The sequence below is a fragment of the Mycolicibacterium hippocampi genome, from assembly GCF_010723735.1.
GTDB lineage: Bacteria > Actinomycetota > Actinomycetes > Mycobacteriales > Mycobacteriaceae > Mycobacterium > Mycobacterium hippocampi.
In genome coordinates this window covers 1,951,408-1,973,964 of record NZ_BLLB01000002.1, presented here as the reverse complement: position 1 = coordinate 1,973,964, position 22,557 = coordinate 1,951,408, and the positions used below count along the sequence as shown (strand labels likewise).

General features: G+C 67.4%; 24 protein-coding genes. 10 read left to right on the top strand and 14 right to left on the bottom strand.

Features of this window, described 5'->3' with window-relative positions; translation table 11 throughout:
- The first annotated feature begins 30 nt into the window (after nucleotides 1–30).
- Both G6N53_RS10640 and G6N53_RS10635 read left to right on the top strand, forming a co-directional pair.
- Nucleotides 31–636: a cutinase family protein gene (locus G6N53_RS10640; RefSeq protein ID WP_163895735.1), complete on the top strand. Its 606-nt coding sequence runs from the start codon at nucleotides 31–33 to the stop codon at nucleotides 634–636.
- A gap of 74 nt (nucleotides 637–710) precedes the next feature.
- Nucleotides 711–1,379 (top strand): cutinase family protein, encoded by a 669-nt coding sequence (locus tag G6N53_RS10635; protein WP_371870813.1) that lies wholly within the window; start codon nucleotides 711–713, stop codon nucleotides 1,377–1,379.
- Here G6N53_RS10635 and truA read toward each other — a convergent pair.
- The 8 genes from truA to infA all read right to left on the bottom strand — a co-directional run bounded on the left by truA (nucleotide 1,376) and on the right by infA (nucleotide 6,032).
- The gene (gene truA, locus G6N53_RS10630; protein ID WP_371870884.1) at nucleotides 1,376–2,287 is read right to left on the bottom strand and encodes a tRNA pseudouridine(38-40) synthase TruA; all 912 of its coding nucleotides are present in this window, start codon (nucleotides 2,285–2,287) and stop codon (nucleotides 1,376–1,378) included. The two genes, G6N53_RS10635 and truA, sit on opposite strands and share 4 nt — an antisense overlap.
- Nucleotides 2,288–2,297: 10 nt before the next feature.
- Entirely contained in the window at nucleotides 2,298–2,873 is a 576-nt protein-coding gene (gene rplQ / locus G6N53_RS10625; RefSeq protein ID WP_163888427.1) for a 50S ribosomal protein L17, read from the bottom strand.
- A 78-nt stretch (nucleotides 2,874–2,951) separates the two neighbouring features.
- Nucleotides 2,952–4,004, bottom strand: a complete 1,053-nt coding sequence (locus tag G6N53_RS10620) for a DNA-directed RNA polymerase subunit alpha (protein WP_163888426.1) — start codon at nucleotides 4,002–4,004, stop codon at nucleotides 2,952–2,954.
- A 77-nt stretch (nucleotides 4,005–4,081) separates the two neighbouring features.
- A complete protein-coding gene (rpsD, locus tag G6N53_RS10615) occupies nucleotides 4,082–4,687 on the bottom strand; it encodes a 30S ribosomal protein S4 (RefSeq protein ID WP_163888425.1) in 606 nt (201 codons plus the stop codon).
- A gap of 19 nt (nucleotides 4,688–4,706) precedes the next feature.
- The gene (gene rpsK / locus G6N53_RS10610; protein ID WP_159230636.1) at nucleotides 4,707–5,123 is read right to left on the bottom strand and encodes a 30S ribosomal protein S11; all 417 of its coding nucleotides are present in this window, start codon (nucleotides 5,121–5,123) and stop codon (nucleotides 4,707–4,709) included.
- 6 nt (nucleotides 5,124–5,129) lie between these two features.
- Entirely contained in the window at nucleotides 5,130–5,504 is a 375-nt protein-coding gene (rpsM, locus tag G6N53_RS10605; RefSeq protein ID WP_159230635.1) for a 30S ribosomal protein S13, read from the bottom strand.
- 155 nt (nucleotides 5,505–5,659) lie between these two features.
- Nucleotides 5,660–5,773: a 50S ribosomal protein L36 gene (gene rpmJ / locus G6N53_RS10600; RefSeq protein ID WP_003879483.1), complete on the bottom strand. Its 114-nt coding sequence runs from the start codon at nucleotides 5,771–5,773 to the stop codon at nucleotides 5,660–5,662.
- A gap of 37 nt (nucleotides 5,774–5,810) precedes the next feature.
- Nucleotides 5,811–6,032, bottom strand: coding sequence for a translation initiation factor IF-1 (gene infA / locus G6N53_RS10595; protein WP_003418601.1), 222 nt, complete (start codon nucleotides 6,030–6,032; stop codon nucleotides 5,811–5,813).
- Between the two features lie 223 nt (nucleotides 6,033–6,255).
- Between infA and G6N53_RS10590 the strand changes: the two genes are divergently transcribed.
- The 3 genes from G6N53_RS10590 to G6N53_RS10580 are packed head-to-tail and all read left to right on the top strand — an operon-like array spanning nucleotide 6,256 to nucleotide 9,124.
- Nucleotides 6,256–6,798 (top strand): NfeD family membrane protein, encoded by a 543-nt coding sequence (locus G6N53_RS10590; protein ID WP_163888424.1) that lies wholly within the window; start codon nucleotides 6,256–6,258, stop codon nucleotides 6,796–6,798.
- Nucleotides 6,799–6,800: 2 nt separating this feature from the next.
- On the top strand, nucleotides 6,801–8,249 hold the full coding sequence (locus G6N53_RS10585; RefSeq protein WP_163888423.1) for a flotillin family protein: 1,449 nt from the start codon (nucleotides 6,801–6,803) through the stop codon (nucleotides 8,247–8,249).
- On the top strand, nucleotides 8,246–9,124 hold the full coding sequence (locus G6N53_RS10580; RefSeq protein ID WP_163888422.1) for a universal stress protein: 879 nt from the start codon (nucleotides 8,246–8,248) through the stop codon (nucleotides 9,122–9,124). Before G6N53_RS10585 ends, G6N53_RS10580 begins: the two co-directional genes overlap by 4 nt.
- Before the next feature lie 21 nt (nucleotides 9,125–9,145).
- On the opposite strand, the gene G6N53_RS10575 is transcribed toward G6N53_RS10580, so the two are convergent.
- Both G6N53_RS10575 and G6N53_RS10570 read right to left on the bottom strand, forming a co-directional pair.
- Nucleotides 9,146–10,759 (bottom strand): HAD hydrolase family protein, encoded by a 1,614-nt coding sequence (locus G6N53_RS10575; protein WP_163888421.1) that lies wholly within the window; start codon nucleotides 10,757–10,759, stop codon nucleotides 9,146–9,148.
- A 46-nt stretch (nucleotides 10,760–10,805) separates the two neighbouring features.
- Nucleotides 10,806–12,029 carry an alpha/beta hydrolase family protein gene (locus G6N53_RS10570; protein ID WP_237166480.1) on the bottom strand — a complete coding sequence of 408 codons (1,224 nt, stop codon included), beginning with the start codon at nucleotides 12,027–12,029 and terminating at the stop codon, nucleotides 10,806–10,808.
- Nucleotides 12,030–12,180: 151 nt separating this feature from the next.
- On the opposite strand from G6N53_RS10570, the gene G6N53_RS10565 reads away from it, so the two are divergent.
- From G6N53_RS10565 to G6N53_RS10555, 3 genes are all read left to right on the top strand, one after another.
- Entirely contained in the window at nucleotides 12,181–13,845 is a 1,665-nt protein-coding gene (locus G6N53_RS10565) for an NAD(P)/FAD-dependent oxidoreductase (RefSeq protein WP_163888420.1), read from the top strand.
- A gap of 94 nt (nucleotides 13,846–13,939) precedes the next feature.
- Entirely contained in the window at nucleotides 13,940–15,415 is a 1,476-nt protein-coding gene (locus G6N53_RS10560) for an ATP-binding protein (RefSeq protein ID WP_163888419.1), read from the top strand.
- Nucleotides 15,416–15,475: 60 nt separating this feature from the next.
- Nucleotides 15,476–16,333 carry an LLM class F420-dependent oxidoreductase gene (locus G6N53_RS10555; RefSeq protein ID WP_163888418.1) on the top strand — a complete coding sequence of 286 codons (858 nt, stop codon included), beginning with the start codon at nucleotides 15,476–15,478 and terminating at the stop codon, nucleotides 16,331–16,333.
- Between the two features lie 28 nt (nucleotides 16,334–16,361).
- Here the strand turns inward: G6N53_RS10555 and G6N53_RS10550 are convergent, their stop codons facing one another.
- Nucleotides 16,362–17,066 carry an SDR family oxidoreductase gene (locus G6N53_RS10550; protein ID WP_163888417.1) on the bottom strand — a complete coding sequence of 235 codons (705 nt, stop codon included), beginning with the start codon at nucleotides 17,064–17,066 and terminating at the stop codon, nucleotides 16,362–16,364.
- Between the two features lie 72 nt (nucleotides 17,067–17,138).
- Between G6N53_RS10550 and rfbB the strand changes: the two genes are divergently transcribed.
- Nucleotides 17,139–18,134: a dTDP-glucose 4,6-dehydratase gene (rfbB, locus tag G6N53_RS10545; protein ID WP_163888416.1), complete on the top strand. Its 996-nt coding sequence runs from the start codon at nucleotides 17,139–17,141 to the stop codon at nucleotides 18,132–18,134.
- On the top strand, nucleotides 18,131–18,706 hold the full coding sequence (gene rfbC, locus G6N53_RS10540; protein WP_163888415.1) for a dTDP-4-dehydrorhamnose 3,5-epimerase: 576 nt from the start codon (nucleotides 18,131–18,133) through the stop codon (nucleotides 18,704–18,706). The genes rfbB and rfbC overlap by 4 nt, the downstream gene beginning before the upstream one ends.
- A 12-nt stretch (nucleotides 18,707–18,718) precedes the next feature.
- On the opposite strand, the gene G6N53_RS10535 is transcribed toward rfbC, so the two are convergent.
- From G6N53_RS10535 to G6N53_RS10525, 3 genes are read right to left on the bottom strand one after another with little or no spacing between them, the layout of a single operon-like run.
- A complete protein-coding gene (locus G6N53_RS10535; protein WP_237166479.1) occupies nucleotides 18,719–20,491 on the bottom strand; it encodes a dihydroxy-acid dehydratase in 1,773 nt (590 codons plus the stop codon).
- On the bottom strand, nucleotides 20,488–22,230 hold the full coding sequence (locus tag G6N53_RS10530; RefSeq protein WP_163888414.1) for a phytoene desaturase family protein: 1,743 nt from the start codon (nucleotides 22,228–22,230) through the stop codon (nucleotides 20,488–20,490). The genes G6N53_RS10535 and G6N53_RS10530 overlap by 4 nt, the downstream gene beginning before the upstream one ends.
- Nucleotides 22,231–22,557 (bottom strand): RedY/HapK family protein, encoded by a 327-nt coding sequence (locus G6N53_RS10525; protein ID WP_163888413.1) that lies wholly within the window; start codon nucleotides 22,555–22,557, stop codon nucleotides 22,231–22,233. It abuts the gene before it with no gap.

Sequence of the window (22,557 nt, the reverse complement as noted above, 5' to 3'; positions counted from 1 at the left end):
GCGGCCGTCTCCGCTGTCGCGGCCGTGCCGATGGCCGCCCTCGTGTTGCCGGTCCCGACGGCAGCCGCGCAACCGTGTCCCGACGTCGAGGTGGTGTTCGCCCGCGGGACGAGTGAGCCCGCCGGCGTCGGCCGGGTGGGCCAGGCGCTCGCGGACGCACTGCGACCACAGCTCGGGGGCCGCACGGTCGGCACGTACGGCGTGAACTACCCCGCCAGCTACGACTTCCTCAACACCGCCGTCGGCGCCACCGACGCCACCAACCGGATTGCGTTCATGGCCCAGCAGTGCCCCGGCACGCGGATCGTGCTCGGCGGTTATTCGCAGGGTGCGGCCGTCATCGACATGCTGGCCGGGGTGCCGCCGCTCGGCAACCGGGTGGGCAACATCGGCTCGGCGCCGCCACTGCCCGGTGGCCTCAACGGCAACGTCGCGGCGGTCGCGGTCTTCGGTAACCCGGCGACGAAGTTCGGCAATCCGGTCTCGGCTGCCGGCTCGTTCGCGGGCAAGGCCCTCGATCTGTGCGCCAACGGCGACCCCATTTGCTCGGACGGCCGAAACCCGTTCGCCCACACGAGCTACGAATCCTCACCGCTCATCGCCCAGGCCGCCGGTTTCGCAGCCGGACGGATCTGACGGTCGATCCCGCTTTGCTTGCAGCAGCACAAACCGTGTGACGGGTGTTGCTGGCTGTGGCTATGATCGGCGGGGTGATTCGGAAATTGACGCTTGCGGTCGTTCTCGCCGTTTCAGGACTGATCGCTCCGGCGGCGATTCCCGGTGGCGCGACGTCGGCGCTGCCCGTCGCCTCTGCCCAATCCTGCCCCGCCGCCGAGCTCATCTTCGCCCGCGGCCGCGTCGAGTCTGTCGGCGCCGGCCAGATCGGCAACGCTCTGGCCAGCGCGCTGCGGCAGAAGACCGGCAAGGACATCGATCTGTACGCCGTGAAGTACCCCGCCGACACCGAGATCGACATCGGCGCCAACGACATGAGCCAGCGCATCCAGTACATGTCGGCCAACTGCCCCGACACCCGCCTGGTGCTCGGCGGCTACTCGCTGGGCGCCGCCGTCACCGACGTGGTGCTGGCCGTTCCGATCGCCGCGTTCGGCTTCAAGAGCCCGCTGCCTGCCGGTACCGATCGGCACATCGCGGCGGTCGCGCTGTTCGGCAACGGCATCGCCTGGGTGGGGCCGATCACGAACTTCAACCCGCTCTACGCCGACCGCACCATCGAGCTGTGCCACGGCGACGACCCGATCTGCAACCCGACCGACCCGGAGAACTGGCAGGACTACTGGGCTGACCACCTGGCGCCGGCCTACATCCAAGCGGGCATGGTCAACCAGGCAGCCGACTTCGTGGCGGGCAGGCTCTAGCCGATCTCGTCCGCGGTGCGCAGATCCCGGGTGACCAGGTTGCGTGCCACAAGTTCACTGTCGGGCGGATAGTCCACGCCGACCAGTGTCAACCCCCGCGCCGGTGCCGCAGCGAAGTCGCTGGATCGCCGCGTCGCGGTGAGCAGTTCCACGCACCACGCCGGATCCCGACGGTGCTCGCCCACCGCCAGCAGCGCCCCGACCAGTGATCGCACCATGTTCCAGCAGAACGCGTCCGCGCTGACCGCCACCGTGATTCGGTGCCCGTCGCGGGCAAAGTCCAGCCGCTGCAACTCCCGGATGGTCGTCGCGCCGTCCCGGTGCCGGCAGAACGCGGCGAAGTCGTGCAGTCCCAGCAGCCCCCGCGCGGCCTCGGCCATCGCGTCGAGATCCAGAGCGCGCGGCCACGCCGTCACGAACCGTGCTTCATGCGGCTCGACGCCGTACGGAGCCGTCGACAGCCGGTAGAGGTAATGGCGGCGCAGCGCGGAGAACCTCGCGTCGAAACCTGGTGCGGCACGGGCTATCTCGAGAACCCGAACGTCCTCGGTCAACAACTTGGCGAGCCGACGCACCAGTGGACCGAACTCGCTGTCGCTCCCGCGGCGAGTCCGCGGGTAGGCCTGGGGCAACACCTCGGTGGGCACGTCCACGTGTGCCACTTGACCGCTGGCGTGGACCCCGGAGTCAGTCCTGCCCGCCGCACGCACCTGTACCGGCACCCGGAACACAGTCGACAGCGCATCCTCGATGACGCCGGCCACCGTGCGCTGCCCGGTCTGCGCGGCCCAGCCGGCGAATTCGGTTCCGTCGTAGGCGATATCGAGCCGCAGACGAGTCACCGGGCGAGCGGAGCGACGGGATAACGAATCATGCCCGCCACCGGTTCCGGTGGCGGGCATGTTCACGATGTCGTCGCTAGGACTTCTTGTCATCCTCTGCCGGAGTCTCCTCGGTGCCCGGGGTCTCGACCTCGGCCTCCTCGGCAATCGGCGTCTCCTCGACCGCTTCGACCTCCGTCGGCCCCTCGGCCGCCTCCGGCTCGACCGCGGCCTGCGGCGCCGCCGCGGCGGCGACCGGCTGCTCGGCCTTCGTCGAGGCAACGCGGCGGGCCCGGTCGGCCTCGGACGTCACGGTCTTCTCCCGCACCAGCTCGATGACCGCCATCGGGGCGTTGTCGCCCTTGCGGTTCTCCACCTTGATGATCCGGGTGTAGCCGCCGGCACGATCGGAGAAGAACGGGCCGATCTCGGCGAACAGGATGTGCACGACGTCCTTGTCGCGGATCTTCTTCATCACCTCACGCCGGTTGTGCAGCGTGCCCTTCTTGGCGTGGGTGATGAGCTTCTCCGCGTACGGACGCAATGCCCGCGCCTTCGGCTCGGTCGTCTTGATGCGGCCGTGCTCGAACAGCGACGTGGCCAGGTTGGCCAGCAGCGCCTTCTGGTGCGAGGACGACCCGCCGAGGCGAGGACCCTTGGTGGGCTTAGGCATTTGAAACCACAGGCATTGCGACTATCTCCTAAATGGGGCCGGCCCCCGTATCAGGTAGGACCGGGACGGACGAATCGGTTAGAGCTGTTCGGTTTCGGCAAAGTCCTGGTCGGCGTCCAGGTCGTAACCCGCATCGCTGTTCCAGGTGCCGGTGGCGACGTCGTAGCCGGCGACCTCGGACGGATCGAAGCTGGCCGGGCTGTCCTTGAGCGACAGGCCCAGCTGATGCAGCTTGATCTTCACCTCGTCGATCGACTTCTGGCCGAAGTTACGGATGTCCAACAGGTCGGACTCCGTGCGGGCGACGAGCTCGCCCACCGTGTGCACACCTTCGCGCTTGAGGCAGTTGTACGAACGAACCGTCAGATCGAGGTCGTCGATGGGCAGCGCGAACGACGCGATGTGGTCGGCCTCGGCGGGCGACGGGCCGATCTCGATGCCCTCGGCCTCCACATTGAGTTCCCGTGCCAGACCGAACAACTCGACCAGCGTCTTGCCGGCCGACGCCAGCGCGTCGCGGGCGCCGATCGAGCTCTTGGTCTCGACGTCGAGGATCAGCTTGTCGAAGTCGGTGCGCTGCTCGACGCGGGTGGCCTCCACCTTGTAGGTGACCTTGAGGACCGGCGAGTAGATGGAATCGACCGGGATACGGCCGATCTCGGCGCCGGAGGCTTTGTTCTGCACGGCCGGGACGTACCCGCGACCGCGCTCGACGACCAGCTCGACCTCGAGCTTGCCCTTGTCGTTGAGGGTGGCGATGCGCATCTCGGGGTTGTGCACGGTGACACCGGCCGGTGGGACGATGTCGCCGGCGGTGACCTCGCCCGGGCCCTGCTTACGCAGGTACATCGTGACCGGCTCGTCCTCCTCGGAGGACACGACCAGGCCCTTGAGGTTCAGGATGATGTCGGTGACGTCTTCCTTCACCCCGGGGACGGTGGTGAACTCGTGCAGCACACCGTCGATGCGGATGCTGGTGACCGCCGCGCCGGGAATCGACGACAGCAGCGTGCGACGCAGCGAATTGCCAAGGGTGTAACCGAATCCGGGCTCCAGCGGCTCGATGACGAACTGGGACCGGTTCTCGGCGATGACCTCTTCGCTGAGTGTGGGGCGCTGAGAAATCAGCATGTTTTTCTTCTTCTCCTTCTCGGCAACCGCTATTTGATGCCGTTAGGTGATCCACGACCCGTCCGGGTCGTGGACGTTTACTTCGAGTAGAGCTCGACGATGAGCTGCTCGGAGAGCGGGATGTCGATCTGTGCGCGCTCGGGCAGCTGATGCACGAGGATGCGCTGACGCTCGCCGACGACCTGCAACCAGCCGGGGATCGGCCGGTCGCCGGCGTTGGCCCGAGCGAGCTCGAACGGCAGCGTGTTGATCGACTTTTCCTTGATGTCGATGATGTCGTACTGCGAGACGCGGTAGCTGGGGATGTCGACCTTCACACCGTTGACGCTGAAGTGGCCGTGGCTGACCAGCTGACGTGCCATCCGCCGCGTGCGGGCCAGGCCGGCGCGGTAGACGACGTTGTCCAGCCGGCTCTCCAGGATGCGCAGCAGGTTGTCACCGGTCTTGCCGGGCTGACGGTTGGCCTCTTCGTAGTAGCGACGGAACTGCTTTTCCATCACGCCGTAGCTGAAGCGGGCCTTCTGCTTCTCCTGCAGCTGCTGGCGGTACTCGCTCTCCTTGATCCGCGCACGGCCGTGCTGGCCGGGCGGGTAGGGGCGCTTCTCGAAGGACTGATCTCCACCGACGAGGTCGACGCCGAGACGGCGCGACTTGCGGGTGACGGGTCCGGTGTAACGAGCCATGAGTGTTTCTCCCTATTCCCTAGACCCGGCGCCGCTTGGGCGGACGGCAACCGTTGTGCGGCTGCGGGGTGACATCGGAAATGGCGCCGACCTCGAGCCCGGCGGCCTGCAACGAACGGATCGCGGTCTCGCGGCCCGAGCCCGGACCCTTGACGAACACATCGACCTTCTTGACACCGTGCTCCTGGGCCTTGCGGGCGGCGTTCTCGGCGGCCAACTGCGCGGCGAACGGGGTGGACTTACGCGACCCCTTGAAGCCGACGTGACCCGACGATGCCCAGGCGATCACGTTGCCCGCAGGATCGGTGATCGTCACGATGGTGTTGTTGAACGTGCTCTTGATGTGCGCAGCGCCGTGCGGGACGTTCTTCTTTTCCCTACGACGGGTCTTCTGACCCTTCTTGGCGGCGGTGCCGCCCTTCTTTGCCTGTGCCATCCGGGGTTACCTGGCCTTCTTCTTGCCGGCGATGGTGCGCTTCGGGCCCTTGCGGGTGCGCGCATTGGTCTTGGTCCGCTGGCCACGCACCGGCAGGCCACGGCGGTGCCGCAGACCCTGGTAGCAGCCGATCTCGATCTTGCGGCGGATGTCGGCCTGCACCTCGCGGCGCAGATCACCTTCCACCTTGAGGTTGCCCTCGATGTAGTCGCGCAGCTGGGTCACCTGATCGTCGGTCAGGTCCTTGGTGCGCAGCTCCCGGCTGATCCCGGTGGCGTCCAGGATCTCCTGGGAGCGGGTACGGCCGACGCCGTAGATGTAGGTCAGGGCGATCTCCATGCGCTTGTCGCGCGGGAGATCGACGCCCATTAGTCGAGCCATGTGTGCCATTCCTCAGTGTTCTGCGGAGGTCTGATCCCAGTCCGTTCCCGGAACGCTTGCCGGGGTCCGGCCTCCGTGCCGGACGTCGCGAACAGCCGTATGCCGTTCAGTGGTGCTGGGAGGTCATCATTCAGTTGTATGGACTGCTCGGGCTGCTAACCCTGCCGCTGCTTGTGGCGGGGATCGGAGCAGATCACCATGACCCGCCCATGCCGGCGGATCACCCTGCACTTGTCGCAGATGGGCTTGACGCTCGGGTTCACCTTCACGGCTCGTTCGATCCTTCTGTGCTTCTCGGATGGGGGCTTACTTGTAGCGGTACACGATGCGGCCGCGGGACAGGTCGTAGGGAGAGAGCTCCACCACGACCCGGTCCTCCGGGAGGATGCGGATGTAGTGCTGCCGCATCTTTCCGCTGATGTGGGCGAGCACCTTGTGTCCGTTCTCCAGCTCAATGCGGAACATCGCATTGGGCAGGGGCTCGACCACGCGACCCTCGACCTCGATGGCACCGTCTTTCTTGGCCATACTGTGTAGCGATCCTTGCTTTCGTTTCGTATCCCGGCCTGCTCGACGCAGCCTTCGTCCGACTTGAGAACGTGAGCCGGATCTGGCTAATTCCCGAAAAGCTCCAGGACAGGGCACGCAAGAAGTCGGCGCGGAAGCCGCACCGTTGATCCATGTTACTCGCAGAGCGGCCCGGCCCAAAATCTGCGCGGATCCGGTGCGCAAGAAGTGCAAAGATCATCTCGTGACCGGGGTCTATCTCGCAGCGTTCGGCGTCGGAGGCGTGGCGGTGCTGACCGCCCTGCTGTTGACCGACGTCGAGGTGGGCGGCGGGTCCGGCCCCGACGGCCTGCCGTTCCTCAGCCTCACGAGCCTGGCCGCCGGCCTGCTCGGTGCGGGCACCGGCGGGTTGATCAGCACCTGGTCCGGGTTGGGCTCGCTCGGCGCGGCCACCGTGGCGGTCGTCAGCGGGGTGGCTCTGATCACCGCACTGCAGGGACTGCTACTTCCCTACCTGCGCCGTCAGCAGTCGAACTCGCAGCGCGGCCGGGTGTCCTACATCGGCCTGCTCGGCACCGTCACGCTCGACGTCCCGACCGACGGCTGGGGCGAGGTGGCGTTCGTCGACGGCGAGGGCAACCGGGTCCGCGCGCGGGCCGTCACCGCCGAACCGGAGGCGCTGCCCAAGTCCACGCCGGTGTACATCGCCGATGTCGACGACGACTACGTCCACGTCGTGACCATCCCCGGGGCGGGAACCGACCCGCCCATCCTCGAGAGGAACTGAACGTGTCCGTTCTGATGATCATCATCGTCGCGGCAATCGCGGCATTTCTGCTGTTCGTCGCGTTGCCGATCGTCTACGTCAAGAACTACATCAAGGTGCCGCCCAACGAGGTCGCAGTGTTCACGGGCCGCGGCACCCCGAAGGTGGTCCGTGGCGGGGCCAGGTTCCGGGTGCCCGGCATCGAGCGGGTCGACATCATGAGCCTGGAGCCGTTCAACGTCAGCATCAACCTGCAGAACGCGTTGTCCAACAACGGCGTCCCGGTCAATGTCGAGGCAGTGGGACTGGTGCGCATCGGTTCATCGGAGGAGGCCGTGCAGACGGCCGTGCAGCGCTTCCTCACCTCCGACCTCAACGAGTTGGCGCGCCAGATCAACGAGATCCTGGCCGGCAGCCTGCGCGGCATCACCGCCACCATGACCGTCGAGGACCTCAACTCCAACCGCGACACCCTGGCCCGCAGCGTCGTGGAAGAGGCCGGAGCCGACCTGGCCCGCATCGGCATGGAGGTCGACGTCCTCAAGATCGCCGGGATCTCCGACGCCAACGACTACCTCAAGTCGCTGGGCCAGCGTCGGATCGCCGAGGTGAAACGCGACGCGGCCGTCGGCACGGCCGAGGCCGAACGCGACGCCCAGATCCAGTCGGCCAAGGCCCGCCAAGCGGGTTCGGTTGCGCAGGCCGAGGCCGACACTGCGATCGCGACGGCGAACCAGCGCCGCGACGTCGAACTTGCCCGGCTGCGCGCCCAGACCGAAGCCGAGAACGCCGAGGCCGACCAGGCTGGTCCGCTGGCGAACGCCCGCGCCCAGAAGGACGTCGGTATCGCCACCGAGCAGGCCGAGGCCGCTCGGGTGCAGGCCCGCATCGAGGTCGAGCAGCGCCGCAGCGAACAGGCCACTGCCGCACTGGAGGCCGACGTCATCGCGCCTGCCGAAGCGCAGCGTCAAGCCGACATCGCCCGCGCCGAGGGCGAGCGGCAATCGGCGATCCTGGCCGCCGAGGCCAAGGCGGAGGCAGCCCGCCAGGCCGGCCAAGCCGAGGCCGACGCCCGCAAGGCGGCCGCCGACGCGCTGCGCGTCGAGCGTCAGGCCGAGGCCGACGGCATGAAAGCCCAGTTGGTGGCCGAGGCGGCTGGCAAGACCGAGATCGCCGTGGCGCTCAACAGCTACTCCCCGGAGGCCGCACAACTGCTGATGCTGCCCGACGTGCTTGCCTCGATGGTCAAAGCCACCGAGGCCGCGGCGATGCCGCTGGCGGAGATCGAACGACTGTCGATCATCGGCGGTGCGTCCGACGCCCAGGACGCAATCGGTGGTCTGCTCGGCGTCAGCCCGGTGGCGGTGGCCAAGATCGTCGAGGCGCTCAAAGCCTCCGGCATCGACCTGGCGACGATGCTCAACCGGTCACCCGCGGCGGGCCCCGACAACGAGCAGGAGGATCTTTCGTGACAGATGCGACATCGCCGGAATCTTCGGACATCGTCGTCGGGGTCGACGAGTCGGCGGCGTCGGGTCCGGCACTCGAATGGGCGGCAGCCGAAGCGGTGTTGCGGGACTGTCCGCTGACCATCCTGTATGCGCTGACCCCGAGCGTCGGCAGCTGGTCGGCCGTGCCGGCGCCCGCCGGACTGCTGGATCTGCAGCAGCAGATGGGACGGCAGGTCCTCGAGGACGCCGAACGCACTGCCCGCGTCGTCACCGGCGGGCGGGTGCCGATCTCGACCGAGTTCGCGGTGGCGTCAGCGACGACGGCACTGGTCGAGAGATCACAACAAGCGCGGATGGTCGTGGTGGGCAGCCGCGGCCGGGGAGCACTGGCGCGAACCGTGCTCGGATCGGTCAGCACCGGCCTGGTGCACCGCGGGCATTGCCCGGTGGCGGTGATCCATGACGAGAACCCGGCCCTCGGCGCGCAGTCGCCGGTCCTGCTGGGGACCGACGGGTCGCCCGCCGCCGAATCGGCCACCACGATCGCCTTCGAGGAGGCCGCCCTGCGTGGCGTGGAACTCGTTGCGCTGCGTGCGTGGTGGTCGCCGGGCGCTTTCGAGCTGCCGGGCATCGACTGGGACGACGTGCGTCCGGACGTCGAACGCGAATTCACCGGCCAGCTGGGCGAATGGCGGCAGCGCTTCCCGGACGTGACCGTGCGCGCCGAGGTCGTCCAGGATCAGCCGGCACGGCGACTGGTCGAGCGCTCCGAATCGGCCCAGTTGGTGGTGGTCGGCAGTCACGGCTACGGCGCCGTCGCAAGCGCCCTGCTGGGTTCGGTCAGTTCCGCCGTGGTGCAGGCGGCCCGCGTGCCGGTCATCGTCGCCCGGCAGTGACCGGAGTCGGCCACCGGCACCTCACGAATAGCGCTCGTCGACTGCCCTGACAATCCGGTGGCGGATGCGTTCGACCTCGGCGGCCCGGTGGGCAGCGAGTTCGTCCTCCCACGACGCCACCTCCGCGGCCAGATCCTTGTCGGAGACGATGCGGTCGAGCCAGCGAGCGAAGTCCCCCCGTTCGAGGTGGAACTCCAGGGCTTCGGGATCCAGCCGACTGACGGCGGCGCGGAATTCGGGCATGGTGGCGGCCGGCGGGAGCGACTGACCGCCTGCCGAGCGGAAGTAGAACCGGCGTTCTTTCGGCAGCGCGACCTGGGCGTACTTGTGCCGGTGACGGATGTGCAGCGTGCGCCGCCGATCCGGGGTGAACGGTTTGGGTTCACCGCCTGCCACCCGGATCGACGCCCACCGGTCAGGCCCCATCTCGAGGATCACATCGCTGTCACTCACTTCGTCGGCCGGCAGTTCCGCGTGCACGTACGACGACAGCACATATCCGCCACGGCGCACCCATCTCGCTTCTTCCTGCGGGCCGAGGAGGTGGGCTTCGTCGTAGATCACCCAGTGCGGGAAACCGTGCGCTTCCCGGTGCGCCTCGGCCGCGAACCGGAGCCGATGGACGTAGTCGCCCTTGTCCGTGGCCTCGAGCGCGGACAGGTCGACGATCATGCTGGTGCTCGGATGGAGCATTTCCACCAGTTCGCCGGGCTCGGGCAGGTAGTGCCTGCTGTCGACCAGCACGACGTTGTCGAGTTCCTTGAGCTGAGAGTGGTCTCCCTCGGGATCGACGACGAGCACGCTGTATCCGGCGAGGATCCAGCGCTCGGCCATGAGACCGATCACGTGGCTCTTGCCGGAACCCGACGGCCCGGTCACCACGATTCGGCCCTGACTTCCCGGCACTTTGGTCGGTGTCTTGTCGCCGAAGCTACCGATGTCGATCCACCGACGGATCGGACAGTAACGTCGTGCCCCACTGAGCAGCGGGCCGGTCAGCAGACCGGCGACTCCCGCCCCGTCGGACAGTTGCAGAACCTCGTCGGCGTGGGCGACGACCGACGGGATCGCATTCGCCACCGCGACCCCGAGCTCGGCGACAAGCAGCATCGACACGTCGTTCTCGGCATCGCCGACCGCGATGACGTTGTGCGGTGAGCGGTTCATCCGCGACAACAACCGGCGCAGACCGCTGCCCTTGGTCACCTCGGCGGGCAGCACCATCACCGCGTCGCGGTTGCGGATGATCTGGCAGTCCAGACCCAGCTGCCCGATCGCCTCGACCACGGCGGTGGCGTGCTCACCGTCGGTGGCGATCAACACCTCGCCGCGCCGGAAGGCGACGCCGCGGGCCGCCAACGCGCCGTCGAGCACCACGTCGACCGGTGGTGCCAGCCTGAGCACCTCACCGTTGAGCACCGCCACGGCGCCGTTCTCGAGCACCAGGGCGTCGGCGTGGTCGACGATCCGCGGGAACTCCGACATCAGCTCGCTGCCGATCCGGCCGGTCACCAGCACGATCAGGATCCCGTTGCTTCGGGCCCGGTCCATCGCGTCCAACACCTGGTCGGACAACTCACCTCTCGACGTCAGCGTGCCGTCGATGTCAGCTGCGACGATCTGAAAGAAGGCCACTGCCACTCGCTTCCGATCAGGTTGTCACAACCGCATGGTCATCCCGTCATCCCGTCATGCTGCCAGTTCCACGGGTATCTCGCCCGCCCAGTCCCGACACCAGACCGGACTGCAACAGGGCGTCGGTGACGAAGCGCTGCACCGGCCGAGCTTGGAAGAATCCGGCGTGGCCGCCCCGATACCACTCGATGTCGGGCTGGCCCCAGTGTTCCCACAGTCGGTTGACCTGTTCGCGCGGATGGACCACCTGATCGGCGAGCCCTGCGTAGATGAACCGTCCGGCGGGCGGCACCAGTGGGGTCAGCGACAGCGGCGAGATCATCCGGCCCAGCGGCTCGGCGAGTGCCATCGTCTCCCGCCGTGGGTCGTCATCACCGAGACCGGAGTGGCGACTGAGCAGGGCGATCAGATCGGCAACGGGCACTCCGAGGATCGCGCAGACCAGGTCTTCGTCGAGGCTGGCGACCAACGCGGTGATGAACCCACCCAGCGACAGGCCGTACAAGCCGATGGGGGCCTCGGGCTGCTGCTGCCGGATCCACGACAGCAGACTTCGGATGTCCCACACAGCGTGTGCGGTCGCGTGGATGTCGTCCAGCACATCCTCGCCGGGGAACACAGCACCCTTCGGCAGGCCTTTCGCCCGCGGACCGTGCATGGGCAGCACCGGAAGCACGACGTTGAGTCCCAGCTCCTGATGCAGATGCCACGCTCGGAACACAGCCAAATCGATTGCGGCCCGGCCCATTTCAGTACCGTGGATGCACACCAGCCACGGTCGCGGCTCACTGTGACGCAACATCAGGCCGTAGCCGTGGGAGGTCGCCTGGTACCCGAGCCAGCGGCTCGCGCCGGGCTCGCCGGACCTCGGCCGGTAGTCGCTGTCCCAGCGCAACCGGGAGTACAACCGGTTGCGGCGCCGCACCGGCCGGACCGTCACATCGGTCAGCGGCCCCGGCGCGGCGAAGAATCCCGCGGGCTCGCTCAGCCACCCCCGACTGCCGTAGAAGTCCAGGGCCCGGCGCACCTCGTCGTGAATCCGCTCGAAGGCCTGCGGATCGCTCACCGGCCGGCGCGCGCGCAGGCCGAGCAACACCACCTCGTCGCGCAGCGCCTCTGCGGTGAGCGCGATGGTGGGCCGGGCGATCGGAACCTGTTGCGGCTCGTCGCCGAGGTAGTCGCTCCACGACCTGGCGTAGTAGCTGCCGGTCCGGGTCAGCGGCCGAATGGCGTTGCGCAGCGCTGCCGAGCCGGGAAGGCGGTTGATCACGCTTTCGACGGTAGCGACGGGCCACTTCGCCCGCAGGAGGCCTTTGTCACAGCGAGTCACCTCTGATCTTCGGGCCCAACGTCGCCCTGCGGGAGGTCCGACGACCCTTGACACGGTTATCGACTGGACACCGGGCGCATAATTGAGCGCGATGACCGGCCCCGGCAGTGCCCCAAGAAAACCCGTGATCTTGACCGTCGACGACGACCCCGCGGTGTCGCGTGCCGTCGCCCGCGACCTTCGCCGTCACTACGGCGAGAACTACCGCATCGTGCGCGCCGAATCGGGTCCCGACGCGCTGGAGACACTCAACGAGCTGAAGCTGCGCGGGGAGACGGTGGCGGTCTTCGTCGCCGACTACCGGATGCCGCAGATGAGCGGCATCGAGTTCCTCGAAGCGGCGATGGACATCTTCCCGGCCGCCAGGCGGGTGCTGCTCACCGCCTACGCCGACACCCACGCTGCGATCGACGCCATCAACGTCGTCGATCTCGACCACTACCTGCTTAAGCCCTGGGACCCCCCGCAGGAGAAGCTGTACCCGGTGATCGACGCGCTGATCGAGGCGTGGCGGGCCAGCGGCGACCGGGCGATCCCGCACACCAAGATCATCGGTCACCCGTGGAATGCGCGTTCCTCCGAGGTGCGCGAGTTCCTGGCCCGAAACCGGTTGTTCTACACATGGTTCCGCTCGGACGAACCGAAGGGCGCCCGGTTGCTGGAGGCGGCCGGCCAGGACGGCATGACGCTTCCGGTGGTGATCACCGAACAGGGTGAGACGCTCATCGATCCCACCGACTCGGAGCTGGCGGCGACACTGGGTCTGACCACCACCCCGGCCGGCGACTTCTACGACCTGGTGGTGATCGGCGGCGGGCCGGCAGGCCTGGCGGCGGCGGTCTACGGCGCCTCGGAGGGCCTCAAGACCGTGCTCATCGAACGCACCGCCACCGGCGGTCAGGCCGGGCAGAGCTCCCGCATCGAGAACTACCTCGGCTTCCCGGACGGCCTGTCCGGCTCACAGCTCGCCGAACGCGCCCGCAGGCAGGCCGAGAAGTTCGAGGCCGAGCTGATCACCGCGGCCGAGGTCACGGGTCTGGAGATCGACGGAGTCGCCCGCACCGTGCACCTGTCCGACGGCCGGTCGATCGGCACCCGAGCGGTGATCCTGGCGATGGGCGTGGAATACCGGCAGCTGGCCGCCGACGGCTGTGCCGGCCTGACGGGGGCCGGCGTCTACTACGGCGCGACGACGTCGGTGGCAGCCGACTGCGACGGCGACGAGGTCTACGTCATCGGCGGTGCCAACTCAGCAGGGCAGGCCGCGATGTATCTGTCGCGTACCGCGAAATCGGTGACGATCGTCAGCAGGCGCACCCTCGAGGACTCGATGTCGCACTACCTGATCCAGCAGATCAGGGCGCGGGACAACATCAAGGAGCTGCCGCACACCGTGGTGCACGCAGCCAAGGGCGACGGCCACCTGGAGGGCATCTGCCTGGAGAACACCCGGACCGGGGTCCGCGAGGAATTCCGCTGCGGGCGGATGTTCATCTTCATCGGCGCCGAACCCCGCACCGAGTGGCTCGACGGCGTGGTGGTGCGCGACGACCACGGGTTCATCCTGTCCGGCCCCGATCTGCGTGACATCAGCGGCTGGACGCTGGAGAGGCCGCCGCACCACCTCGAATCCAGCGTGCCCGGGGTGTTCGTGGCAGGCGATGTGCGCGCCGAGTCGGCCAAGCGCGTCGCCGCTGCGGTCGGCGAAGGGTCGATGGCGGTCATGCTGGTGCACCGCTATCTCGCCGAGACGTAGCGGGACCGACCCGATGGCCGACTGCGACACCCTGTGGGTGGAATCCGCACCCGGCGATACGCGTTTCACAAAGCTAAGGCTGGAAGGAACCACCATGGGCGAGAAGTGTCTACCCGACGAGCTGCGCACGTTGTTCCTGTTCGAGGCGCTGACCTACGAACAGCTACAGACGTTGTGCGACAACGGCCACATCGCGACCTTCCAGCCTGGTCCGATTCACATCGAGGGAGAGCCGGCGACCTGTTTCTACGTGCTGATCGACGGCGAACTGGTGATGTCGAAACGCTCGGGCGGGGTCGACATCGAGACCAACCGGACCTCCCAGCGCGGGGTGTACTGCGGGGCCTGGTCGGCCTACATCCCCGGTGAGGAACACGTCTACCAGGCGACGGTGCGGGTGACCCGGCCGTCGCGGTTCTTCGTTCTGGACGCGCACGCATTCGCCGAGTTCATGCACCGTGAGTTCCCGATGGCGGTGCATCTGCTGGAAGGCCACATGGTCGGCGGGTTGCGGCAGCGCCAGATCCTCGGCCAGCGGGAGAAGCTGCTGGCTCTGGGTCAGCTGTCGGCAGGCCTGACCCACCAGCTCAACAATCCCGCCGGCGCCACCGCACGCGCGGTCGCCGACCTACGCGAGGGCGTCGGAAAGATGCGCCACAAGCTCGCGATGCTCGCCGACGGGGAGTTCACCCCGGCCGCGCTGAAAGTGCTGGTCAGCATCCAGGACGAGGTCGCCGAACAGGTGGCCAAGTCGAAGTCGCAGGAGCTCACGGCGCTGGAGACCTCCGATCGGGAGGACCAGATCGGAGACTGGCTCGACGACCACGGCATCGCCGCGGCCTGGGACTACGCACCCACGTTCGTCGAGGCAGGCCTGGACGTGGACTGGCTGGAGCGCGTCGAGGCGTCGATCGCGGACGTCGATTGCTCGGCGACGCTTCCGGGCGCGATCGGCTGGCTGAAGTACACGATCGACAACGAGTTGTTGATGAACCAGATCGCCGAGGCCAGCAAGCGGATCTCCGCGCTGCTGGCCGGCGCCAAGCAGTACTCGCAGATGGACCGCGCCGAGTACCAGACCGCCGACATCCACGAGCTGCTGCACAGCACGTTGATGATGTTCGGCGGCAAGATCGGCAAGGACACCCCCGTCAAGCTCGTCAAGGAGTACGACAAGTCGCTGCCCGAGCTGGGGTGCTACCCGGGTGATCTCAACCAGGTGTGGACCAACATCGTCGACAACGCGATCCAGGCGATGGACGGGCGCGGCACCTTGACGATCCGCACCATGCGCGAGAGCGAGAGCACCATCCGGGTCGAGATCGCCGACGACGGCCCCGGCATCCCCGAGGACATCATCGAGCGGATCTTCACCCCGTTCTTCACCACCAAACCGTTCGGCGAGGGCACCGGCCTCGGCCTCGATCTGGCGTGGCGCATCGTGGTCGAAAAGCACCACGGCAACCTGTCGGTGGAATCCCGGCCCGGGAACACCAAATTCGTCGTCTGCCTTCCGTTGCACGCACCGGCTCCCGCGCTCGCGGCCGACGACGTTGCGACCGGTGCCTGACCACCTTCAGCCGCCACCTGCCAAGCTGGTACCCGACAAACCGAACCGAAGGGGGCAGACATGAACGCAACAGAGGGTGTGTCGCTCAAGCCGGCCCTGGGCCGTTTCGGAGTGTGGACCGGCGCACCGGTCACCCCGGAGCAGGCCGTCGAGATCGAGAAGCTCGGATACGGGACGGTCTGGGTGGGCGCGTCTCCCGCCGCCGACCTGGCATTCGTGGAGCCGATCCTGGAAAAGACACAGCACCTGCAGGTGGCCACCGGGATCGTGAACATCTGGACCGCCAAAGCGAGCGAAGTCGCCGAGTCCTACCACCGCATCGAGAAGGCCTTCCCCGGCAGATTCGTCCTCGGGGTCGGCGTCGGGCACCCCGAGCACACCCAGGAGTACCGCAAGCCCTATGAGGCGCTGGTCTCCTATCTGGATGCTCTGGACGCCGCGAAGGTGCCGACAAGCCGGATGGTGATCGCGGCGCTCGGGCCGAAGGTCCTGCAGCTCGCGGCGCAGCGCAGTGCAGGTGCGCACCCGTACCTGACCACACCGGTACACACCGGTCGGTCACGCGAACTGCTCGGCCCCACGGTACTTCTAGCACCAGAACACAAGGTGGTGCTGACCGACGACGCCGAGGCGGCCCGCACGATCGGGCGGGAGACCGTGAGCTTCTACCTCGATCTGTCCAACTACCTGAACAACTGGAAGCGGCTGGGGTTCACCGACGAGGACCTGGTCAAGCCCGGCACCGACCGGTTCATCGACGCGGTCGTCGCCCACGGTTCTCCCGACGACATCGCCGCCCGGTTGCTCGAGCACCACGCCGCCGGCGCCGACCACGTCGCCATCCAGGTCCTGGGCGGATCCGACGAACTGCTGTCGACACTCGAGGAGCTGGCGGGGCCGCTGGGGCTGCCGGGCTGAGCCTCAATCCCGCTTGGCCTTGCGGCACTCAACGGTCGGGACGTTGGCCGGCAGGTCTGATCACGATCTCGTTGACGTCGACATCGCCGGGCTGGTCGATCGCGTAGAAGAACGCATTCGCGATGGCGCCGGGGTCGAGCATCGGTTCGTGTGATCGGTCTGCGGCCGCGGTGCCTGTGTCGACGAGGCCGGGCTGGATGACGGTCGTCTTCACACCGGTATGTGCAATCTCGGCGCGAATCGACTGGGCCATACCGGTGATCGCCCACTTGGTCGCCGGATACAGCTGGCCAGGTACCACTATCCGGCCGGCGACCGAGCCGGTGAAAACCAGATGGCCCTTGGTGACCACCAGGTGGGGAACGAAGGCCCGGGCGATCAGCGCCGGCCCGAGAACGTTCGCGAGCACCATGTTTCGCCAATCGTCCGGCTCGGTGGTGGGGTTGAGGAAGGACGTCGGTATCCACTGACCCGCATTGGCGAAGACTGCATCGATACGTCCGAACGCGCTCAATGCCGTGTCGCGCAGTCTCGCCACGTCGGCCCATCGGGAGGTATCGCCTGGGACCGCACACGCCGGGTTGGGCCCGCGCAGGTCGGCGGCGAGTGATTCGAGCTTGTCTGCAGATCTTGCGGTGAGGACGACGTGATATCCCCTGTCGTGGGCTTCGCGTGCCGTGCGTGCTCCGATTCCGGATGACGCGCCGGTTATGACAACTACGCGCTCTGGCATGTCGCGTCTCCCTTGGTCCACTTCGCTTGGGGTCTGTCCGAATATCGGTGGATCGAGACTAAGGTCTGACCCATGCGGCTGCTGGTGACCGGCGGCGCCGGCTTCATCGGCGCGAACTTCGTGCACGCCACGCTCCGCGACCGCCCCGATGTCGCGGTGACCGTCGTCGATGCCATGACCTATGCCGGCTCCCGGGAGTCGCTGGCCCCGGTCGAGCGCGACATCCGGTTGGTGCAGGGTGATGTCACCGACACCGACCTGGTCGACAAGCTCGTCGCCGAGTCCGATGCCGTCGTACATTTCGCCGCCGAGACCCACGTCGACAATGCGCTGGCGGACCCGGAGCCGTTTGTCCGCTCGAATGTCCTCGGCACGTTCTCGGTGCTGGAAGCGGTGCGCCACCACGACGTTCGCCTGCACCACGTCTCCACGGACGAGGTGTACGGGGATTTGGCGCTCGACGACCCTTTGCGGTTCACCGAGTCCACCCCGTACAACCCCTCCAGCCCGTACTCGGCGACCAAGGCGGCCGCCGACATGCTGGTCCGGGCGTGGGTGCGCTCGTACCGGGTGGCGGCGACGATATCCAACTGCTCGAACAACTACGGGCCGTACCAGCACGTCGAGAAGTTCATCCCCCGCCAGATCACCAACGTGCTGACCGGTCGGCGTCCACGGCTCTACGGCCGTGGCGCCAACGTGCGCGACTGGATTCACGTCGACGACCACAACAGCGCGGTGTGGCGCATCCTCGCTGACGGCGAGCCCGGGCGCACCTACCTCATCGGCGCGGACGGTGAACGGGACAACCTGACGGTGCTGCGCACGATCCTGCGGCTGATGGACCGCCCCGCCGACGACTTCGACCACGTCGCCGACCGGGCCGGACACGACCTGAGATACGCGATCGATCCGTCACCGCTGCGCGACGAGTTGGGCTGGCGACCCGCACACCTCGACTTCGAGGCCGGGCTGCGCGAGACCATCGACTGGTATCGCGATCACCGATCATGGTGGGCTCCGATGAAGGACCTGGCGGAGGCCAGATACGAGGAGCGTGAATCGTGACCGCACGCGAGCTGGCCGTCCCGGGCGCCTGGGAGATCACACCTGAGATCCACTCGGATTCTCGGGGTGACTTCTTCGAGTGGTTCACCGATGCCGGCTTCACCGCGTTCGCCGGGCACCGGTTCGACCTGCGGCAGGCGAACTGCTCGGTGTCGCGTGCCGGCGTCCTGCGCGGTCTGCACTTCGCGCAGGTACCGCCCGGCCAGGCCAAGTACGTGACGTGCGTCCGCGGTGCCATCTTCGACGTTGCGGTCGACATCCGTTCGGGGTCACCGACGTTCGGGCAGTGGGATGCGGTGACGCTGGACGACACCTCGCGGAGGTCGGTGTATCTCGCCGAGGGACTGGGACACGGCTTCGTGGCGCTCGAGGACGATTCGACGGTGATGTACCTGTGCTCGGCAGGCTACGACCCCGCCCGCGAACACACCGTCAACGCGCTGGACCCGGCGTTGGACATCGCATGGCCGCTGACCGATGCCCAGCTGATCATGTCCGAACGTGACCGCGCCGCACCGACTCTCGCGCAGGTGCAGGCCGGCGGGCTGCTCCCCACCTGGACCCGGCCCTAGGACGCCGACGGTTCACCAACCGCCGACCCAGCCGTCGAAGACGGCGTCGGGTTCATCTGCCGGGTTCTGTGACCGTCCGGTGAGAAAGTCGAAGTCGCACCCCTGGTCTGCCTGCAGGACTCGATCGACGTACAACGCGGCGTAACCGCGGATGGGCCGTTTCGGTGATGGGCGGTCCGGCACTGCGCGCCGCGCCTCGAGTTCGGTTGCCGACACCAAGACGTCGAGTTTGCCGGCCAACGCGTCGAGAGCGACGACGTCACCGTCGCGAACCAGCCCCAACGGACCTCCCGCAGCCGATTCCGGGCTGACGTGCAGAACACAGGTGCCATAGGCGGTTCCGCTCATCCGGGCGTCGGAGATGCGGACCATGTCGGTCACCCCCGCCTTGAGCAGTTTGGTCGGAATCGGCAGTTGACCCCATTCGGGCATCCCGGGAGCCCCCTGGGGCCCGGCGGAACGGAGCACGAGGACGGAGTCCGGTGTCACCTCGAGGTCGGGGTCATCGAAGCGTGCCAGCAGATCGTCCATGTTCTCGAACACCACTGCCGGACCGCGGTGCACCAGGAGTTCGGGGGTGGCCGCACTGCATTTGATCACCGCGCCCAGGGGCGCGAGATTGCCGCGCACCACCGCAAGACCCTGTGTGGGCTGGAACGGCGCGCTCAGCGGGGCGATGACCGAGGTGTCCGCGGCGGCTGCGGCGGGCAGGTTCTCGGAGACGGTCTTTCCCGTGACGGTCGGGGCGTCGATGTGCAGCAGCGGTTCGATCGCTTTCATGACCGCCGGGATACCCCCGGCGTGAAAGACCTGTTCGACGAGGTGCTGACCGGCGGGCCGCACGTTCACCACAAGCGGGGTACGGGCTGAGATCTCGTGAAACCGGTCCAGGGACAGGGGAACTCCCACCCGGCCGGCGATCGCCAGCAGGTGCACGACCGCGTTGGTGGATCCGCCGACGGCGAGCATCAGGGTGATGGCGTTGTCGAAGGCCTCCGCCGTCAGCACATGTGAGGGACGCAGCCCTTCGAGCGCCAGACCCACGGCCCGTGCCCCACATTCCTCTGCGGCCTGCATCCGGCGCGAGTCCATCGCCGGTATCGCCGCCGTGCCGGGCAGAGTCATGCCGAGCCCCTCGACCAGGGTGGCCATCGTCGAGGCGGTGCCCATCTCCGGACAGTGCCCGCGGGACGGCCCTGCGGCCGCTTCAAGTCGCTCGTAGTCGGCCATCGACATCCGGCCGGCCCGGACGTCGTCGATGTACTCCCACAGGTCCGTGCCCACCCCGAGTTGCTTGCCGTCGAATACGGCGGGCGCCGCCGGTCCCCCGGTCAGCACGATTGCCGGGACGTCGGCGCTGGCCGCTCCCATCAGCTGCGCGGGGACCGTCTTGTCACACCCGCCCAGCAGGACCACCGAGTCGAAGGGGTAGGCGCGGATGGACTCCTCGACGTCCATCGCCATCAGGTTGCGGAACAGCATGGTGGTGGGTTTCATCAACTGCTCACCGAGGGAGATGGTCGGAAACTCCAGCGGGAATCCGCCTGCCGCCAGCACCCCGCGGCGCACCGAGTCCGCCAGGCCGCGAAAATGCATGTTGCAGTTGACGACTTCGGACCATGAATTGCAGATGCCGACGATGGGCCGTCCCTCGAACGCCATGCGGGAGAATCCCGAAGCCCTCATGGCAGAGCGGTGGACGAAGCCGGGAACATCGTTACCGGCAAACCATTTGGCGCTTCTCAAACCGGGTGACGCCGATGCCCGTTGCTGGTGGGTCGTCACCGAACGCGCGCGGCGTAGGCGGTGATCTTGCGCAGCGCGGGCTGGCGCGCGGCTTTGTAGCTCACCCACCGTCCCGATCTGCTGGACATCAGAGCCCCCACCAGCCGCTGCTGCCACGGCCGTGCGCGGTGGACCGCCGGCGCACCGGCGGCGCGCACCGACGTCGCGAGACCCGCCAGATCGGCGAGCGCGACCTTGGCGGCATTGTGTCCGTTGGCCCCCATGACCCCGCCACCGGGGTGCGTACCGGAGCCGCACAGGTAGTAGTTGCGCACCGGGGTACGGTAGTTCGCGAGCTCGGGGATCGGCCGGGCCCCGAACAGCTGATCGAGCATCATGCTGCCGTGAAAGATGTTGCCGTCCGTGATCAGGTACTCGTTGTCCAGGTCGTCGGGCGTGATGATCACCCGGGCGAGGATGTGGTCACGAAGGTTCGGGGCGTAGCTGAAGAGGTCCTCCAGAACCAGGTCGGCCCACTTCTCCTTTTCGGCCGCCCAGGTTGTCCCGGTCAGTTCCGAGGGCAGCTGCTGGATGCCGAGCGTCATCGTGTGCAGGCCCGCAGGGGCCAGCGAGTCGTCCGTCACCGACTGGGTGACGGCTTCGATGACGAAGGTGCTGGGGAAGGTGCCGCGCCGCTGCGCTTCGGCGGCCTCCTCGAACGCCTCCCTGCTGGGCCCCAGGAGTTGATGCCCGTGGTGCTGCGGTCCGGGGGTGGCATCGGAAAACGGAAGATACTGCGGCAGTTCGTCGACAAGGAGGTGGATCCTGGCCATCGATCCCCGGGTGTCGATGTTCTCGACGTCGCGGACCAGCCCCGCCGGCAGCACCCCGGGTTCGACCAGTCGCAGCATGGACCGCTTGGGGTCGGCATTGGAGAACACCTGCCGGGCGGTGACCACCGTGCCGTCCTCCAGGCGCACCCCGGTGGCGGTGCCCCGCTCGACGATCACCTTGTCGACGGGTGCCGACGTACGGATGACGGCGCCGTGGTGCCGCGCACCGGCAGCGAGGGCCTCGCTGATCGCCCCCATACCGCCACGGGCGAGGCCGAACTGTCCGAAATTGCCGTTGAACTCACCCCAGGAGTGGTGGCCGTAGGTGTAGGCCGTTCCCGGTGTGGAGGGCCCGCCGAAGATGGACACCATGCCGAAGAAGGTGAGCATGCTCTTGAGCCGTTCGTCCTCGAAATAGCGGTCCAGGAGGTCGCGGACGGAGAGCAACGTGAACTCGTCGAACAACGTCTGTTCACCGGCGGCTTCGAATGCGGCGAAGACTTCGGAACGCTCCGGTGGCGACGCGAGCAGATACGGTGTTACCAGACCGGCGAATCGCTGGAGGCGTACCCCGAAGTCGAGGAACGCGCTCGCGTCCTTCTTGTTGATCTTCTCGATCTCGCGCAGCGTGCGGTCGGTCTCCTTCCACATCGTGAAGGACGTGCCGTCGCGGAACAGGCTGAATGACAACGCATCACCCTGGTAGAGGTCCAGTCCGAACCGGCGGAGTTCCAGTTCTTCGATGATCTCGGGCCGCAGCAAGCCGGCGATGAAGGCACACGACGACCACTTCGAACCCGGGATCAGTTCCTCGGTGACGCAGGCGCCCCCGACGACGGGTCTGGCCTCGAGGATCAGCACCCGCCGTCCGGCGCGTGCCAGATAATTCGCGGTCACCAGGCCGTTGTGGCCTGCGCCGATCACGACGGCGTCGTAGTCCGTGACCGTGGCGGGAGTAGATGGCATCTAGATCTCCTGGGAGAGTGGTGATTTGCGGGCAAACAGGGTCGAGACGCTGCCCGGTTCGACCAACTGGTCGAACCGTCGGACGACGGCCTCGAGTTCAGGTGCCTCGTCGCGCACCTTCTCCCATTCCGGCCAGGATGTCACCGTCATGACCTCGACGACATCGAAGCTGCTGCTGTCGGTCCGTTCGGTCAGGAAGACCTCGAAGCCGACCACGACGTCGAAACCCAGGCACGTGGGTCGGTCGAGCTCAGCAGAGAATCTCTCGAACTCTTCCGGGCTCACCCCGGGTCGCAGGCGGAACATGTTGATCGCGCTGACCGTCAT

Coding starts and splice junctions, on each gene's coding strand:
- G6N53_RS10640 (WP_163895735.1), top strand. CDS start 31: ATGGCCGCCCTCGTGTTGCCGGTCCCGACGGCAGCCGCGCAACCGTGT.
- infA (WP_003418601.1), bottom strand. CDS start 6,032: ATGGCCAAGAAAGACGGTGCCATCGAGGTCGAGGGTCGCGTGGTCGAG.
- G6N53_RS10565 (WP_163888420.1), top strand. CDS start 12,181: ATGACCGGCCCCGGCAGTGCCCCAAGAAAACCCGTGATCTTGACCGTC.
- G6N53_RS10525 (WP_163888413.1), bottom strand. CDS start 22,557: ATGACGGTCAGCGCGATCAACATGTTCCGCCTGCGACCCGGGGTGAGC.
- G6N53_RS10620 (WP_163888426.1), bottom strand. CDS start 4,004: ATGCTGATTTCTCAGCGCCCCACACTCAGCGAAGAGGTCATCGCCGAG.
- G6N53_RS10530 (WP_163888414.1), bottom strand. CDS start 22,230: ATGCCATCTACTCCCGCCACGGTCACGGACTACGACGCCGTCGTGATC.
- G6N53_RS10550 (WP_163888417.1), bottom strand. CDS start 17,066: ATGCCAGAGCGCGTAGTTGTCATAACCGGCGCGTCATCCGGAATCGGA.
- G6N53_RS10555 (WP_163888418.1), top strand. CDS start 15,476: ATGAACGCAACAGAGGGTGTGTCGCTCAAGCCGGCCCTGGGCCGTTTC.
- rplQ (WP_163888427.1), bottom strand. CDS start 2,873: ATGCCTAAGCCCACCAAGGGTCCTCGCCTCGGCGGGTCGTCCTCGCAC.
- G6N53_RS10560 (WP_163888419.1), top strand. CDS start 13,940: ATGGGCGAGAAGTGTCTACCCGACGAGCTGCGCACGTTGTTCCTGTTC.
- rpsD (WP_163888425.1), bottom strand. CDS start 4,687: ATGGCTCGTTACACCGGACCCGTCACCCGCAAGTCGCGCCGTCTCGGC.
- rpsM (WP_159230635.1), bottom strand. CDS start 5,504: ATGGCTCGACTAATGGGCGTCGATCTCCCGCGCGACAAGCGCATGGAG.
- rfbB (WP_163888416.1), top strand. CDS start 17,139: ATGCGGCTGCTGGTGACCGGCGGCGCCGGCTTCATCGGCGCGAACTTC.
- rpsK (WP_159230636.1), bottom strand. CDS start 5,123: ATGGCACAGGCAAAGAAGGGCGGCACCGCCGCCAAGAAGGGTCAGAAG.